Annotated in this window: 18 protein-coding genes; 11 read left to right on the top strand and 7 right to left on the bottom strand. The window is 71.3% G+C overall.

What is annotated here, in order from left to right:
* Window position 1: 1 nt before the first annotated feature.
* From rfbA to ACTMTI_RS35085, 4 genes are read left to right on the top strand one after another with little or no spacing between them, the layout of a single operon-like run.
* Window positions 2-892: a glucose-1-phosphate thymidylyltransferase RfbA gene (gene rfbA / locus ACTMTI_RS35100; protein ID WP_441124974.1), complete on the top strand. Its 891-nt coding sequence runs from the start codon at window positions 2-4 to the stop codon at window positions 890-892.
* A 12-nt stretch (window positions 893-904) separates the two neighbouring features.
* Window positions 905-1645, top strand: coding sequence for a thioesterase II family protein (locus tag ACTMTI_RS35095; RefSeq protein WP_441124973.1), 741 nt, complete (start codon window positions 905-907; stop codon window positions 1643-1645).
* Window positions 1642-1767 (top strand): hypothetical protein, encoded by a 126-nt coding sequence (locus tag ACTMTI_RS35090; RefSeq protein WP_441124972.1) that lies wholly within the window; start codon window positions 1642-1644, stop codon window positions 1765-1767. Before ACTMTI_RS35095 ends, ACTMTI_RS35090 begins: the two co-directional genes overlap by 4 nt.
* On the top strand, window positions 1764-2459 hold the full coding sequence (locus ACTMTI_RS35085) for a 4'-phosphopantetheinyl transferase family protein (protein ID WP_441124971.1): 696 nt from the start codon (window positions 1764-1766) through the stop codon (window positions 2457-2459). Before ACTMTI_RS35090 ends, ACTMTI_RS35085 begins: the two co-directional genes overlap by 4 nt.
* A gap of 64 nt (window positions 2460-2523) precedes the next feature.
* Here the strand turns inward: ACTMTI_RS35085 and ACTMTI_RS35080 are convergent, their stop codons facing one another.
* Both ACTMTI_RS35080 and ACTMTI_RS35075 read right to left on the bottom strand, forming a co-directional pair.
* Window positions 2524-3201, bottom strand: a complete 678-nt coding sequence (locus tag ACTMTI_RS35080) for a DUF6348 family protein (RefSeq protein WP_441124970.1) — start codon at window positions 3199-3201, stop codon at window positions 2524-2526.
* A gap of 16 nt (window positions 3202-3217) precedes the next feature.
* The gene (locus tag ACTMTI_RS35075; RefSeq protein WP_441124969.1) at window positions 3218-3511 is read right to left on the bottom strand and encodes a VOC family protein; all 294 of its coding nucleotides are present in this window, start codon (window positions 3509-3511) and stop codon (window positions 3218-3220) included.
* A 167-nt stretch (window positions 3512-3678) separates the two neighbouring features.
* On the opposite strand from ACTMTI_RS35075, the gene ACTMTI_RS35070 reads away from it, so the two are divergent.
* The 4 genes from ACTMTI_RS35070 to ACTMTI_RS35055 all read left to right on the top strand — a co-directional run bounded on the left by ACTMTI_RS35070 (window position 3679) and on the right by ACTMTI_RS35055 (window position 7864).
* Window positions 3679-4524 carry a sulfotransferase family protein gene (locus tag ACTMTI_RS35070; protein ID WP_441124968.1) on the top strand — a complete coding sequence of 282 codons (846 nt, stop codon included), beginning with the start codon at window positions 3679-3681 and terminating at the stop codon, window positions 4522-4524.
* The gene (locus ACTMTI_RS35065; protein WP_441124966.1) at window positions 4521-5699 is read left to right on the top strand and encodes a glycosyltransferase family 4 protein; all 1179 of its coding nucleotides are present in this window, start codon (window positions 4521-4523) and stop codon (window positions 5697-5699) included. Before ACTMTI_RS35070 ends, ACTMTI_RS35065 begins: the two co-directional genes overlap by 4 nt.
* A 135-nt stretch (window positions 5700-5834) precedes the next feature.
* A complete protein-coding gene (locus ACTMTI_RS35060) occupies window positions 5835-6719 on the top strand; it encodes a D-alanyl-D-alanine carboxypeptidase family protein (RefSeq protein ID WP_441124965.1) in 885 nt (294 codons plus the stop codon).
* Between the two features lie 89 nt (window positions 6720-6808).
* Complete coding sequence (locus tag ACTMTI_RS35055) at window positions 6809-7864, top strand: WD40/YVTN/BNR-like repeat-containing protein (protein WP_441124964.1); 1056 nt, start codon at window positions 6809-6811, stop codon at window positions 7862-7864.
* Window positions 7865-7907: 43 nt separating this feature from the next.
* On the opposite strand, the gene ACTMTI_RS35050 is transcribed toward ACTMTI_RS35055, so the two are convergent.
* Window positions 7908-8363, bottom strand: coding sequence for a hypothetical protein (locus ACTMTI_RS35050; RefSeq protein WP_441124963.1), 456 nt, complete (start codon window positions 8361-8363; stop codon window positions 7908-7910).
* A gap of 264 nt (window positions 8364-8627) precedes the next feature.
* Here ACTMTI_RS35050 and ACTMTI_RS35045 point away from each other — a divergent pair, with 264 nt between their 5' ends.
* Window positions 8628-9143 carry a hypothetical protein gene (locus tag ACTMTI_RS35045; RefSeq protein ID WP_441124962.1) on the top strand — a complete coding sequence of 172 codons (516 nt, stop codon included), beginning with the start codon at window positions 8628-8630 and terminating at the stop codon, window positions 9141-9143.
* On the opposite strand, the gene ACTMTI_RS35040 is transcribed toward ACTMTI_RS35045, so the two are convergent.
* From ACTMTI_RS35040 to ACTMTI_RS35025, 4 genes are all read right to left on the bottom strand, one after another.
* A complete protein-coding gene (locus tag ACTMTI_RS35040) occupies window positions 9140-9688 on the bottom strand; it encodes a GNAT family N-acetyltransferase (RefSeq protein ID WP_441124961.1) in 549 nt (182 codons plus the stop codon). The two genes, ACTMTI_RS35045 and ACTMTI_RS35040, sit on opposite strands and share 4 nt — an antisense overlap.
* A gap of 46 nt (window positions 9689-9734) precedes the next feature.
* Window positions 9735-10502 carry a sirohydrochlorin chelatase gene (locus ACTMTI_RS35035; protein ID WP_441124960.1) on the bottom strand — a complete coding sequence of 256 codons (768 nt, stop codon included), beginning with the start codon at window positions 10500-10502 and terminating at the stop codon, window positions 9735-9737.
* A gap of 189 nt (window positions 10503-10691) precedes the next feature.
* Complete coding sequence (locus ACTMTI_RS35030) at window positions 10692-11624, bottom strand: SPFH domain-containing protein (protein ID WP_441124959.1); 933 nt, start codon at window positions 11622-11624, stop codon at window positions 10692-10694.
* Window positions 11625-11703: 79 nt separating this feature from the next.
* Window positions 11704-13038: an MFS transporter gene (locus ACTMTI_RS35025; protein ID WP_441124958.1), complete on the bottom strand. Its 1335-nt coding sequence runs from the start codon at window positions 13036-13038 to the stop codon at window positions 11704-11706.
* A gap of 93 nt (window positions 13039-13131) precedes the next feature.
* Between ACTMTI_RS35025 and ACTMTI_RS35020 the strand changes: the two genes are divergently transcribed.
* Both ACTMTI_RS35020 and ACTMTI_RS35015 read left to right on the top strand, forming a co-directional pair.
* Window positions 13132-13812: a GntR family transcriptional regulator gene (locus ACTMTI_RS35020; RefSeq protein WP_441124957.1), complete on the top strand. Its 681-nt coding sequence runs from the start codon at window positions 13132-13134 to the stop codon at window positions 13810-13812.
* A 9-nt stretch (window positions 13813-13821) separates the two neighbouring features.
* Entirely contained in the window at window positions 13822-14184 is a 363-nt protein-coding gene (locus ACTMTI_RS35015; RefSeq protein WP_441124956.1) for a DUF2203 domain-containing protein, read from the top strand.
* Window positions 14185-14277 lie beyond the last annotated feature (93 nt).

Raw genomic sequence — 14277 nt, 5'->3', positions numbered from 1 at the left:
CATGAAGGGCATCATTTTGGCGGGCGGTCACGGAACCCGGCTCTACCCGCTGACCCTGGCCGTCTCGAAACAGCTTCTCCCGGTGAACGACAAGCCGATGATCTATTATCCGCTGTCGGCGCTCATGCTGGCGAACATCACGGAGATCCTGATCATCTCGACCCCCGCGGACCTGCCGCAGCTGACCCGCCTGCTGCGCGACGGGTCGCATCTGGGGCTCGACATCAGTTACGCGGAGCAGGCCGAGCCGGTCGGCCTGGCGGACGCCTTCATCCTCGGCGCCGACCACATAGGCGACGACTCGGTGGCCCTCGTCCTCGGTGACAACATCTTCCACGGCCATTCGTTCTTCGACATCCTCCAGCAGAACACGGCCGACGTGGACGGCTGCGTGCTGTTCGGCTATCCGGTGAGCGACCCCGAACGTTATGGGATCGGTGAGACCGACGCCGACGGCAGACTCGTCTCCATCGAGGAGAAACCCGCCAACCCCCGCTCCAACCAGGCGATCGTCGGTCTGTACCTCTACGACAACGATGTGGTGGACATCGCCAAGAACCTGCAGCCGTCCGCCCGCGGCGAGCTGGAGATCACCGACGTCAACCGCACCTATCTGGAACGCGGGAAGGCCCGGCTCGTCGACCTCGGGCGCGGGTTCGCCTGGCTGGACGCGGGGACTCCGGAGTCCATCCTCCAGGCCAGCCAGTACGTCCAGGTGCTGGAGCAGCGGCAGGGGGTGCGCATCGCCTGCGTGGAGGAGATCGCGCTCCGGATGGGCTTCATCGACGCCGACGCCTGCGACCGGCTGGGCAGCGAGCTCTCCGCGTCCAGCTACGGCCGGTACATCCGTTCCGTCGCCGCCGAGTTCCGCGGCTCCCCGTCCCCGAACTGAAGGAGAGACGTCGTGACGCGTGCCAATCCCTGGCTCCACCGCGCCCATCCGTCGCCGGACAGCGACGTCCAGGTGATCTGTTTCCCGCACGCCGGGGGGTCGGCGAGCTTCTACCACGGCCTGTCGGCAGCGCTGTCGCCCTCCGCCGAGCTGCTGGCCGTCCAGTACCCCGGCAGGCAGGAGCGCCGCCACGAGCCGCCCGTCAACGACCTGCGGGTTCTGGCCGGCCGCATCGCCGACGTGCTCGGCCCCGAAGACGGCCGGCCGCGGGCGTTCTTCGGGCACAGCATGGGGGCACTCGTTGCGTTCGAGACCGCCCTGGCCCTCGGCGACCACGGTCCGTCGGCGCTGTTCGTGTCGGGACGGCGCGCCCCCAGCCGGGTCCGCCACGAGATGCTGCACCTGCTCGACGACCACGACCTGGTGCGGCATCTCCAGGCGCTGAACGGCAGCGAGGCGGCGGTGCTGGACGACGCGGAGCTGCGGGCGATGGTGCTGGCCACGATCCGCGCCGACTACCGGGCGATCGAGACCTACCGGTTCGCCGGAGGGGCGCCGGCAGGCTGCCCGATCGTCGCGCTGACCGGCGACGCCGACCCCCTGACGAGCCTGGCCGAGGCGCAGGCATGGGAGGCGCACACCGGCGGCGGCTTCGAGCTGCACGTCTTCTCCGGTGGGCACTTCTTCATCCGCGACCACAACGCCGCCGTGGCCGAGACGATCCTCAAGTCCCTGGAGACGATCCGGGCATGACCGCGCTGCCGGCCATCGGCGATCCGCACATCGGATACGCGGAGAACAGGCGCATCGTCAAGGATTTCCGGCCCCGCCCCACCCCGCCCGGCCGGCTCCGGCATATCCTGCCCGTGCCATGATCGAGAAGATCCTGCCGCCGTGGGTGGCCGCTGAGGAGGCGTTCGAGGACCCGCCGGACGCGACCCTCTTCGCCGAGGAGGAGGCTGTCATCGCCGACGCGGTGGACAAGCGGCGCCGCGAGTTCACCACGGCCCGCCACTGCGCCCGCCGCGCCCTGGCCCGGCTCGGGCTGCCCCCGGCCCCGATCCTGCCCGGCGAACGCGGCGCTCCCGGCTGGCCGCCGGGGGTGACCGGAGCGATCACGCACTGCGCCGGATACCGGGCGGCCGTAGTCTCCCTGGACGCGCTGACCGTCGGCATCGACGCCGAACCCGACGAGCCGCTCCCCGACGGCGTCCTGCCGGCCATCGCCCTCGACCGGGAGCGCGCCGCCCTGGCCCGGCTCGGCTCCGGCGTCCACTGGGACCGGCTGCTGTTCTGCGCGAAGGAGGCGGTCTACAAGGCGTGGTTCCCGCTGACGCGGCGCTGGCTGGGCTTCGACGAGGCCCACATCACCCTCACCCGTACGGGGACCTTCACGGCCCGCTTCCTCGTCCCCGGCCCCCGGGTGCTCGCCCGGGAGCTGACCGGCTTCGCGGGCCGCTGGCTCGCCGCCGACGGCCTGCTCGTGACGGCCATCACTCTGCGCCCGGCGGACCTGCACCACGTCAGGACCAGCGGGTACGACCGGAGCGCCGGCACCCGCCGATGAATCGCTGGATCGCGCAAGAGCCCACCGTCCGGACTGGGCCGCGTACACCGCCGAGGTGGCCGCGCTATGGCTTCGACTCGGGATGGACGAGCAGCACGAACGTGCGGGCGTAGGACACACCGCGCGAGGGCCGGGGCCAGTCCAGGTCGGCCAGCGCCCGCGAGCCCGCCTCGTGGTAGTCGCCGTTGACGCGGATCTCGGCGGTCTCGCCGCCCTCGCCGCCACCGAAGAACGCCTTGACGCCGATCAGCTCGTCGCGCTCGAAGGTGCCCTTCAGCGCTGGGGCCAGGTGCGGGAGCAGCACGTGCTGAACCGCCCACCGCTGGACGGCGTCGTGGTCGTCGCCGGTCCCCCAGCCGATGATGCCGCCGTGGATGGCGTGCCAGCCGGGGAACCCGTCGGGGTGTCCGGGGCCGAAGTGGCCGGCGAACGAGCCGTCCTGGGTGAGCAGTTCGAGGATCGCGCTGCCGGTGGTGTCCAGCCACACCTGCACGGCCCGCGCGACGGCCTCCTCCGTGGTGGCGCCGTAGCCGACGGCGCAGTCGCTGATCGTGGTGTCGCCGGGGCGGTCGACGTCGAGCACGAAGTCGAGGTCGAGATGGCTGGGGCTGCTCGAATGGTCGTCGCGCAGGACGACCCCGATCGCGCCCGGGCCCTTGGCCATGCCGTCGCGGACCTGCCACGGCTTGCCCATCGCGGCCGACAGCCGACCGGCCAGCACGTCCAGGACCGTCTCGTCCACGCCGATCTCCTTCGCGTCAGCCGCGTACGCGCACCTCCACCGCACGGCCGTCCGGGTCGCGCAGCACCTGCCGCCCTGGTGGGCTGCCGGGAAGGGCGTCCACCTCGAGGCCGAGCCGCAGGGCGCCGGTCTCCCCGCACCCGGAGGCCGGGTAGAGCTCCACGACCAGCCCGTCATCCAGCGTGGCCGCGTAGTGCGGCGGCCCGCCGCCGTGCTGCTCGACGTGGAAGTCCAGCCCGAGGGAGGCGTAGAACGCCCGGCACTCCTCGATCCTAGCGGTGTAGATCACCAGAAGATTCGCCCTCGTCACGGTAGCCAGGCTAGCCGTTTCGATCATCGACCCGGCGGACGCGGGAGGGTTTCGCCGCGGCTGGGCGGCGCCCTGGCCGTACGCCACCGCGAGGTCAGGCCGCCCCGCCGGCCCGAAGCGCATCGTTGCCAGGTAATTGCCAGGAACTGACGGTAGTCTGCCTCGGCATGAACTGGCAGCGTAAGGTGAACAAAGCGCTGGTCAGGTTCACCGGATTCCAGATCGAGCGGGCGGGGAAAGAGCCCTCTCCCCCTCCCGTCCCCGAGATCAGACCGCCCGCGGATCCGCTAACCGACCGGCTGCTCGAAGCCCCCGTGTTCCTCTTGTCTCCCGTGCGGTCCGGCTCGACTCTGCTGCGCTCGATCCTGAACGCCCACTCGGCCCTGCACGCCCCTCACGAGCTGCATGTACGCCGCCTGCGCGTACATTTCGACACCACTCTCGCCACCAAGGCGATGGAGGCGCTCGGCCACAACCAGGCCGATCTGGAGCATCTGCTGTGGGACCGCGTCCTGCACAGGGAGCTGGTACGCAGCGGCAAACGCTACATCGTGGACAAGACCCCCGCGAACGCCTTCGCCTACCAGCGCATCGCCGCCTGCTGGCCGGACGCGCGCTTCGTCTTCCTGCTGCGCCATCCCGCCTCCATCGCCACGTCCTGGCACGAGGCCAGCCCGGGCAAGCGCACTGCCGAGGAGGCCGCGCTGGACGCGCTGCGGTACATGAAGGCCGTGCAGCGGGCCCGGTCGGCGCTGCCCGGCCTGACCGTCAGGTACGAGGAGCTCAGTGCCGAGCCGGAGCGCGTCACCCGCGAGATCTGCGCGTTCCTGGACCTGGAGTGGGAGCCGGCGATGCTCTCGTACGGCAAGCAGCCCGTCCTGGAGAAGGGGCTCGGCGACTGGCGCGACAAGATCCGATCCGGCACCGTCCAGCCCGCCCGCGAGCTGCCCGCCGCGGAGCAGATCCCCGAGGCGCTGAAGCCCATCTGCCGCACCTGGGAGTACCTCTCGTGAAGATCCGCTATCTCATGCTGCACGCCTACGGCATGGGCGGCACCATCCGCACGGTCGTCAACCAGGCGAACGCCATGGCCGCGGCGGGCCATGAGGTCGAGCTGGTCAGCCTGGTGCGGCGGCGGGACACCCCGCAGTTCTCGCTGGATCCGCGGGTCGCCCTCACCACGCTGGTGGACCAGCGCGACGGCCGGCAGCCCGACTCGATCACCCGCAAGGCCTGGCGCAGGATACGCGGGAAGATCGTGCCGCACGGGGAGTTCGCCGCCGACTACTTCACCGAACGGGTGGAGTGGGCCGCCATGGAGTACGTCTCCCAGCTGCGCGACGGCGTCCTGGTCACCACGCGGCCGGCGCTCAACCTGATCTCCGCCCGCCGTACCCCCAAGAGCGTCGTCAAGGTCGCCCAGGAGCACATGAACCTGTCGGCCTACCCCGACACCATCCGCCGGGAGATCGCCCGCCACTACGGGGGGTTCGACGCGATCACCGTGCTGACCGGCACCAACCGGCTCGAATACCAGCGCCTGCTGCCCCAGACCCCCATCGTGCAGATCCCGAACGCCGTCCCCCAGAGCGACCAGGAATGTTCCCAGCAGGTGAACCCCGTCGTGATCGCGGCCGGGCGGCTCGTCCCGCAGAAGGGGTTCGACCTGCTCATCCAGGCCTTCGCCCAGGTGGTGGCCGAGCATCCGCAATGGCGGCTGCGCATCTGCGGCACCGGCCCGCGCAAGGGGCAGCTCAGCGGGCTCGCCAAGCAGCACGGGCTGAGCGCGCACGTGGAGTTGCCCGGCCGTGCCGATCAGCTGGACAGGGAACTCGCCAACGCCTCCGTGTACGCGCTGAGCTCGCGCTTCGAGGGCCTGCCCATGGTGATGATCGAGGCCATGACGCACGCGCTGCCGGTGGTCGCCTTCGACTGCCCGACCGGACCGCGCGACGTGCTGACCGACGGCGTGAACGGGGTGCTGGTGCCGCCCAGGGACGTGGACGCGCTGGCGGCCGCGCTCAACCGGGTCATCGCCGACAGGAAGCTGCGGGCGCGCATGGGGAAGGCGGCGGCGAAGAGCTCGCGCGCCTACGCGCCGGAGCTGGTGATGCCGCTGTGGGAGGACCTGTTCTCGGAGCTGCTGCAGGGGGAACGCGTCGCCGACAACTTCTGGAGCAGCCGCTGAGCATCGCGACCGGCATCTCCACCAAAAGATTTACCTGCGATTTTCTCCCGCCATATCGGCATTTCTGAGCCGTTTGTCACGGAATGACTCCTATTTCGTCAAACGCACCCCAAAGTTCGGTGCAGCCTGGTGACCATGCGTAACCGGAATGCTCGACTGGCCCTCGTGGCCGGCGCACTTGCCCTGGTCACAGGCGTGGCCGCGCCCGCGTACGCGGAGGTTCAGGCCCCGCAGGCGGTCGCTTCCGTCGCCGTCGACGCCCCCGCCGTGTACGGCCGCGCGGCCTATTTGATGGACGCCTCGTCCGGCGAAGTCCTGTTCAGCAAGGACGACACCGAGCGTATGCCGATCGCCAGCCTCACCAAGACGATGACCGCGTATGTCCTGCTGAAGACCGCCAAGCCGACGGACGTGGTCAAGATCGCCCCCGCGGACGTCCAGTACGCCGAGGACGGCGGCGGCACCACCGCTGACCTGCGCCCCGGCGACCGCCTCACGGTCGGCGAGCTCCTGTACGGCCTGATGCTGCCCTCGGGGGCCGACGCCGCCCACGCCCTGGCCCGCACGTACGGCCCCGGTGTCGACGGCTTCGTCGCCAAGATGAACGCGACCGCCCGCGAGCTGGGCATGAACGACACCCGGTACGTCAACGCCGACGGGCTGCCGATGCCGGGCGGCGACGGCTACTCCACGGCGAAGGACCAGGCCGTGCTGGCCGCCAAGGCCCTGCAGGTGCCGCTGATCAAGGAAGCGGCCGGCACCTCGAACTACTCGCTCGACGCGACCCCCGAACACCGCTCGTACGACTGGCGCAACACCAACAAGCTGCTGCGCACCACGCCGGGCGCCATCGGGCTGAAGACCGGCTTCACCGGGGCGGCGGGTTTTTGCCTGGCGTTCGCGGGCGAGCAGGACGGGCGGCGCCTGGTCGGCATAGTGCTCGGCGAGTCGGTCTCCAGCCGCCGCTTCGCCACGGCCGAGGCCCTGCTGACCTGGGGCGCCGGCCGCCAGTCCGCCTGACCGGCACAGCTCGGCCGGGCATGCCCCGCGACCGGACGTGAGCGAGGCGGCCATGGACGGTGTTGATCTCTTGGGTTAGTTTGCCCGACATGAAGCTTCGAATCGCGTTGAGCGCGCTGTCAGCGGCCCTCGTCCTGGCCGCCCCGCTCCCCGCCCACGCCGGCCCGCCCGAGCTCGGCTGGGACCTCAAGGAGACCGGGGTCACCGCGCGCCTGCGCGGCCTGTCGCCCGTCAGCCGCGACGTGGTCTGGGCCTCGGGCTCGGGCGGCACCGTGCTGAGGACCGTGGACGGCGGGCGGAGCTGGCAGAACGTCTCGCCGCCCGGCACCGCCGAGCTGCAGTTCCGCGACATCGAGGCGTTCGACGCGCACCGGGCCGTGGCCCTGTCCATCGGCGAAGGCACGGATTCGCGGGTCTACCGGACCGAGGACGGCGGGCGTACGTGGACGGAGACGTTCAGGAACGACGAGCCCCGCGCCTTCTACGACTGCCTGGCCTTCTTCGACCGGCGGCACGGGCTGGCCATGAGCGATCCGGTGGACGGCAGATTCCGGATCCTGGCCACCGAGGACGGCGGGCGGAGCTGGCGGGTCCTGCCCTCCGACGGCATGCCCGAGGCGCTGCCGGGCGAGGCCGGGTTCGCGGCCAGTGGCCAGTGCCTGGTCACCGCGGGCGGCCGGGACGTGTGGCTGGCCGGCGGCGGTGCGGAGCGGTCGCGGGTGTTCCACTCGGGTGATCGCGGGCGTACGTGGACGGTGGCCGACACCCCGATCCCGGCCGGTGACCCGGCGCGAGGCGTGTTCGGGCTGGCCTTCCGCGACCCGCACCGGGGCATCGCCGTGGGCGGGGACTACCGGCCCGAGCAGCAGTCGCCCAGTGCGGGGGCGGTGAGCAGGGACGGCGGGGCCACCTGGCAGGCCGCCGGCACGCCGCCTCCCGCGTATCGGTCCGGGGTGACCTGGCTGCCGTACCCGCCGTTCGCGGCCGTCGCGGTGGGGCCGTCCGGGAGCGATGTGACGTATTCGGGCGGGCGGACCTGGGAGACGTTCGACAGCGGGTCCTTCGACACGGTGTCGTGCGCGCGCGACGGGGCGTGCTGGGCGGCGGGCGAGCAGGGCCGGCTCGCCAGGCTGAGGCTGAAGTAGCCCCTGGTGTCCACGGGTCCCCGATGTCCGGGGACCCGGCCGCTCAGAGATACGCCTTGGTGGCGCTCACCAGCTCGGCCGCCGCATCACGCGTGTCGACGTAGAGGGCGGCGTCGGGCGTGCGCTCGCGTACGTCCTGGTCGCGGATGGCGAACACGGCCGGCGCCACGCCCACGTCCCCGTAGCGGTCGGCCACCGCCGCGCCGATGGCCCGCCGCAGGTCGCAGACCACATCCCGGGCCGTGTGGCCGGGGCCGGAGGCGGCGAGATAGCCCAGCATCCCGGCGAAGCGCAGCTCCCCCTCGGCCGCCGGGCGCTGCTCCGGGAGCACGGGCCGGTCCAGCCAGAACACCTTGCCCGCGAGGAACGCCTCATAGCCGGCGCCCTCGCGCCCCAGCATGCGCGCCGTCCCGGCGAGCAGCTCCCCGAACCCGGCCAGCTCGGCCTCGGGCGGCAGGTCCGTCGTGACGAACAAGGGCACGATCAGCGCGTCCAGCATGTGGCCATCCCTCCGTGAGGTGCCTCATCGTAGGACGTGCGACCGACAATTCCTCGACCCGCCACACCGGTCCCTCTCCCGCGCCGCCACGACGGCCCGCCCGGGCCCACCGCCGGGCATGCTCCTCCCCGCGAACGGCGTGCCGCCGGATCGACGCCGGGGTCCGCTGGCGACCGGTCCGGTCCGCGCCGGGCCGACGTCGGCCCCGTTCCCGGGCGGGCACCTGTCCGAGCTGGTCCCTGTCAGGCCGGTAAGATCGCAGGCGTGGCTGAGGCGCTTCTGATCACCGGCACCGTGGGCGCGGGCAAGACCTCCGTCGCCGACGCCGTGGGCGGCCTGCTGGCCGCGGCGGGCGTGCCGCACGCGGTCATCGACCTCGACTGGCTGTGCCGCGCCTGGCCCGCGCCGCCGGACGACCCGTTCCACGTCGCGCTGACCCTGCGCAACCTGCGTGCCGTCGCGGCCGGTTTCCTCGACACGGGCGCCAAGCGACTGGTGCTCGCCGGGGTCATCGAGGACCGCACCGAGCGCCGCCGCTACGAGGAGACGCTCGGCATGCCCCTCACGGTCTGCCGGATCCATGTCGCGCTCCCCGAGGTGCACCGGCGGCTCGCCGGGCGGCACGTGCACGACCCCGAGGAGCTCGACTGGCATCTCAGCAGGTCGGGCGAGCTGGCCGCGATCCTCGACGCGGCGCAGGTGGCGGACTACACCGTGGACGGCACCCACGGCACCATCGAGGAGGTCGCCGCTCTGGTCCTGGAGGGCCGGCGCGGCTAACGCTCGGTCCATTCGTCCTCGATCGCCGAGTGCACGATCGAGTCGCGCCAGCCGTGCGGCGTGTGCACGTGGTGCCGGATGCGGCCCTCCTCCACCATGCCCGCCGTCAGCATCGCGAGCTGGGCGGGCAGGTTGGCCGGGGCGCGGGCGCCCCAGATGCGGTGCAGCCCGAGCTGCTTGAACCCGAAGGACAGCAGCATCCGTACGAGGTCCGTGCCGACGCCGCGCCCCCAATGGTGGGGATGGATGCCGAAGCCGATCTCCGCGCTGTGCGGGTGGCCGGCCTCGACGTGCAGGCGGGCCACTCCGATCACGTCGTGGCGCTCGGCGTCGACCACGGCCAGCACGTAGAGCAGGCGCGGCTCGGCGGCGGCCGCCTCGACGGCCTGGTCGACGAGCCGGGCCACTTCCTCCAGGCTGCGCGGGGCGAACGGCATGTGCTGGGTCACGGTGGCATCGCCGTAAATGGCGTGCAAGGCGACCACGTCGGCCTCTGTGACGTCACGGAGGCAGAGTCGTTCGCCCTTGCACACCACGCGCCGCATGCGCAGAAGGTAGCGCGTGTCTCACGATCTCAACAAGACCGGCCTGTCAAGTCGCGAGCTGACTCCCGTAGGCTCGCGCGACAAGTTCGGCGACGATGCCGTGCGAGCCGAGCGGCGCCGCGTGCCCGGCGTTGATCTCGGCGGCGGCCTGCTCGACGGCGTCCGGCGCCGCCTCGTGGCCGATCATGCATGGGGCGATCGCCAGCCGTACCGCGCCCGCGGCACGCAGCCGCTGGGCCGCGACGCTGACGCCGGGGTCGCTGTCGAGCGAGGCGGCGACCACGGGCAGCGTGAGCCTGGAGGCCAGCAGCACCGCGGTGGCCTGCATCGCGCGTACCGCGCGCGCACCGCCGACCGTGCCGAGGATGACGGCGTCCACGGGGCTGGAGACGTTCAGCAGGCGTACCCGGTCGGCCCTGGCCAGGCCGCGCTCGGCCAGCCTGATGTGCAGCGCCTCGGCCAGCAGCGGGTGCGGGCCGAGCGCGTCGGTGACCACGGCGCCCGAGCCGGTGGCCACGACGGCCTTGCCGATCTCCGCCATGACGACGGGGTCTTCCCAGGTGAGCAGGGGGACGACGACGGCGTCGCGGTCGGCGGGCAGGACGTCCGCCAGGTCGTTGACGCTCGTCAGGAGCACCTCGATCTGCGGGTTGTCGACGCGTACCACGTCCGCGATCTCCTCGGCCACGCCGGCGGTGCTGCCGGGGGTGGCGAGCACGAGCACCGGGGCCTCCGGCGGGAGGGACGTGGGCACGGGGCGGCGGTGGCGGCCGCCGCCCGGCCGGGGGGAACGTTCACGTACAGGCAGGCTCACAGGCGCGCAGTTTATGCCTATTCGGTGGGCCTTGTTCCGCAAATAGATGGCGATTCCGTCACAACGCGGGCCCTGTGATAGAGATCACATAGTGATCGCATGAAACGTTGACTTGTCCGGACAAAGCGGAACGGGGAGCGGCTATGAGAAACGCGTTCTGGAGCGACAGTCCAGGACCGTCCGGTGAAATCAACGTGACGGTATGACCACCGACTGCGGGTTGCCCGGGGCGTACACGGTGATGCCCTGGGGCAGCGACTTGAGCTTCTCGATCTCGGCGCAGGCGGGACACTTGTCGTAGCCGTCCTGCCTGGCCCGGTTCGCCTCCGCCTCGGCCTTGGCCTGGGCGACCTTCGCCTGGGCCTCGGAGACGGCCGCGGAGGCGGCCAGCGAGCGGTCGACCGCCCGCTGCACCTCTGCCGGCAGCGTCACCTTGACCAGCGTGAACCGCAGCCCGGTGAAGAAGTCGCCGCCCAGCGTGGCCGGCAGGTCGCGGGCCAGCGAGGCGTTGACCGCGTCCTGCACCTTGGCGATGCTGGCGTTGCTGTCCTGCGGCTTGAGGCCGGTGCTCTCCAGCAGCGAGCAGGAGGGCACCAGCTCGGCGCAGCGCCTGGCGCCGAGCTGGCCGCGCAGCGCGTTGTCGATCACCGGCCGGACGGCCTGGCCGAAGAACGCCGACCAGCCGTCGTCGCCGTCCCAGGCATACAGCGACCGGTCGTCCTGGGAACGGAAGGTACGGGTGCCGTATTTGTCGTCGAACGTCTTCAGGGTCTCGTGATCGAGGTTGAGCGTGAAGTAGAGGGTGCCTTCGATGCCGAGGTTCACGCCGTCGCTGCTGGGCACCGTGACCACGTCCACGCCGAGCGTGGTGGCCCGCTTGGCGTCGGCGGTGATCGTGTAGAAGCGCTGCTGCGCCGGGTAGAGGTGGGTGGACGACCACATGCCGGTCCACGTCAGGCCGGATCCGGGGTCGATCACCTGGCGTACTTTGGTGTCGTCGAACGGGCCGCCGTCGCGGATGACGGCGACCTGGCCGCCGTCGGTGGTTTCCAAGCCTCCCACGCCTCCGATGAGGAGGGGGACGGCGATCAGCGCGGCGATGACGCCCAGGGCGATTCTCATCTGTGTCGCATCCTTACCCTTCCGCGCGGGCGGCGTTGGCAGCCGCCGCCCGCGGTTTTTCGCGGCGGACGAGAGGAGTTCAGGCGAACGGCCCGACCGGGCCGGGCTGCCTGGGGCTCGGAGCGGGCTCGGGCTCGGCGGCGATGTCGAGGTCTCGGGTCTCCGGCGCGATGGCCAGGCCCAGGGCGGTGACCGCCAGGGCGACGACCACGTAGATCGACACCGCCACCGTGCTCTGGTACGTCCCGAACAGCTGGAGCGCGATGATGGGCGCCAGCGCGCCGCCGACGATGCCGGCCACCTGGTAGCCCATCGAGGCGCCGCTGTAGCGCAGGCGCGTGCTGAACAGCTCGGCGATGAACGCGGCCTGCGGCCCGTACATCGCGGCGTGCGTGATCAGCGCGACGACGGCCGCCAGCGCGATCAGCGGGAAGGATTTCGTGTCGAGCAGCGGGAAGAAGGCGAACACCCACACCGCCGCGCCCACCACGCCCGCGAGGTAGACGGGGCGCCTGCCCACCCGGTCCGACAGCGCCCCGAACAGCGGGATGAGCACGAGCTGCAGCGCCGAGCCGATGAGGACCGCGTTCAGCGCGTACGAGCGCGGCAGGCCCAGCTGCCCGGTGATGTAGACGATGATGTACGCGGTGAAGGTGTAGAAGGCCACGTCCACCCCGATCCGCGCGGTGAAGGCGGACAGCAGCGCGCGCGGGTGCGTACGCAGGACTTCGAGCAGCGGCATCTTCGCCTTGGCCCCGTGCTGCTCGACCTGGGCGAACAGCGGCGACTCGGTGATCTTCAGCCGCACCCACAGGCCCACGAACACCAGGGCGCCCGACAGCAGGAACGGCACCCGCCAGCCCCACGACAGGAACGCCGCGTCCGACTGCGCGAACGACAGGAGCGTCAGCAGCCCGGTGGCCAGCACGTACCCGGCGGGCACGCCGACCTGCGGCCAGCTGGCGTTGAAGCCGCGCCGCCGGCTGTCGCCGTGCTCCAGCGACATGATCACCGCGCCGCCCCACTCGCCGCCGAGCCCCAGGCCCTGCACGAATCTGAGCAGCGCCAGCAGGATCGGCGCGGCCACGCCGACGCTCGCGTAGCCGGGCAGCACGCCGATGAGGAACGTCGAGACGCCCATCACCAGCAGCGTCACCACCAGCACGGTCTTGCGGCCGGCCCGGTCGCCGAAGTGGCCGAACACGATGCCTCCCAGCGGCCGGGCGACGAACGCCACGGCGTTGGTGGCCAGCGACGCCAGCGTCGCGTTGAACGGGTCGAGGGACGGGAAGAACAGCTTGGGGAAGACCAGGGTCGCGGCCGTGGTGTAGAGGAAGAAGTCGTACCACTCCAGCGACGTGCCGATCAGGCTGGCGAGGATCACCCGCCGGGTCTGTTGCGTGGAGCCTGACATCGGATGCTCCCTTGGTTGTCTAGGGGGACCATTTCAACATAAGAATCGTTGAACAATTAGACAAGAGGTTTGCTCCATGATTCCCTGGCGAATGTGAACAACGTCGTCGCTGACCTCTCCCAGGACCGGCCCCGCCTGGGACGCAGCAGCACGGCCGAGCGGGTGGCCGACATTCTGCGCGACCGCATCAGCGAGGGCTTCTTCCGTCCCGGCCAGCGATTGTCGGAGGAGTCGATCTCGGAGGCGCTCGGCGTGTCGCGCAACACGCTGCGCGAGGCGTTCCGGCTGCTCGGCCACGAGGGACTGCTCGAGCACAAGCTCAACAGGGGCGTGTTCGTCCGCCTGCCGTCCGTCGAGGACGCGCTCGACCTCTATCGGGTGCGCCGCGTGCTCGAAGGCGCGGCGGTGCGGCGGCGCCCGTCCGAGCAGGCCATGACGGTGATAAGGGAAGCGGTGCGGGACGCCGAGCGGGCCGCCGAACAGGACGACTGGCAGCGGGTCGGCACCGCCAACATCCGCTTCCACCAGGCGCTCGTGACGCTGAACGACAGCCCGCGGCTGGACGAGACGATGCGGCAACTGCTGGCCGAGCTGCGACTGGTCTTCCACGTGATGGACAATCCGCGGGAATTCCACGAGCCGTTCGTGGACCGCAACCGCACCCTGCTCGGCCTGATCGAGGCGGGCCGGCCCGACGAGGCGGCGGCCTATCTGGACGACTATCTGGACCACGCCGAGAAGTTGCTCGTCCAAGCGTACGAGCCGAACCGCTAGCGTTCGGGGATGGACGACCGGATCTTCACCCTCGACGAGGCCCGCGCCCTGCTGCCCGATGTCATCGAGGACGCCCGCGAGCTGATCGCCGCCCGCGCCGACCTGGCCGAGATCGCCCTGGACCGGCACGTCCGGGGCGGCTCCCCGCTCGGCGGCATCCCCGAGATGAAGGCCCTGGAAGCCCGCATCGAGGAGATCATCAGCGGGTGGACCGGGCAGGGGATCGAGGTGAAGGGCATCGCGCCGGTGCTGATCGACTTCCCGGCGGTGCTCGACGGGGTGTCGGTCCGGCTGTGCTGGCTCGAAGGCGAGCCGGAGCTCGCCTGGTATCACCGTACGGACCTGGGTTTCGCGGGCCGCCGCCCGCTCTGACGCGGCCGCCCTCTCTTGACGAATGGGCGATCACCGACCCGGAGCTGATCCCGCGCTGGTGGGGCCCGCGCATGGGAGTTCGAGGCGCGCACG

It is taken from the genome of Nonomuraea sp. H19, assembly GCF_052068215.1.
Classification (GTDB): domain Bacteria; phylum Actinomycetota; class Actinomycetes; order Streptosporangiales; family Streptosporangiaceae; genus Nonomuraea.
This window is presented reverse-complemented; position numbering and strand designations above follow the sequence as displayed.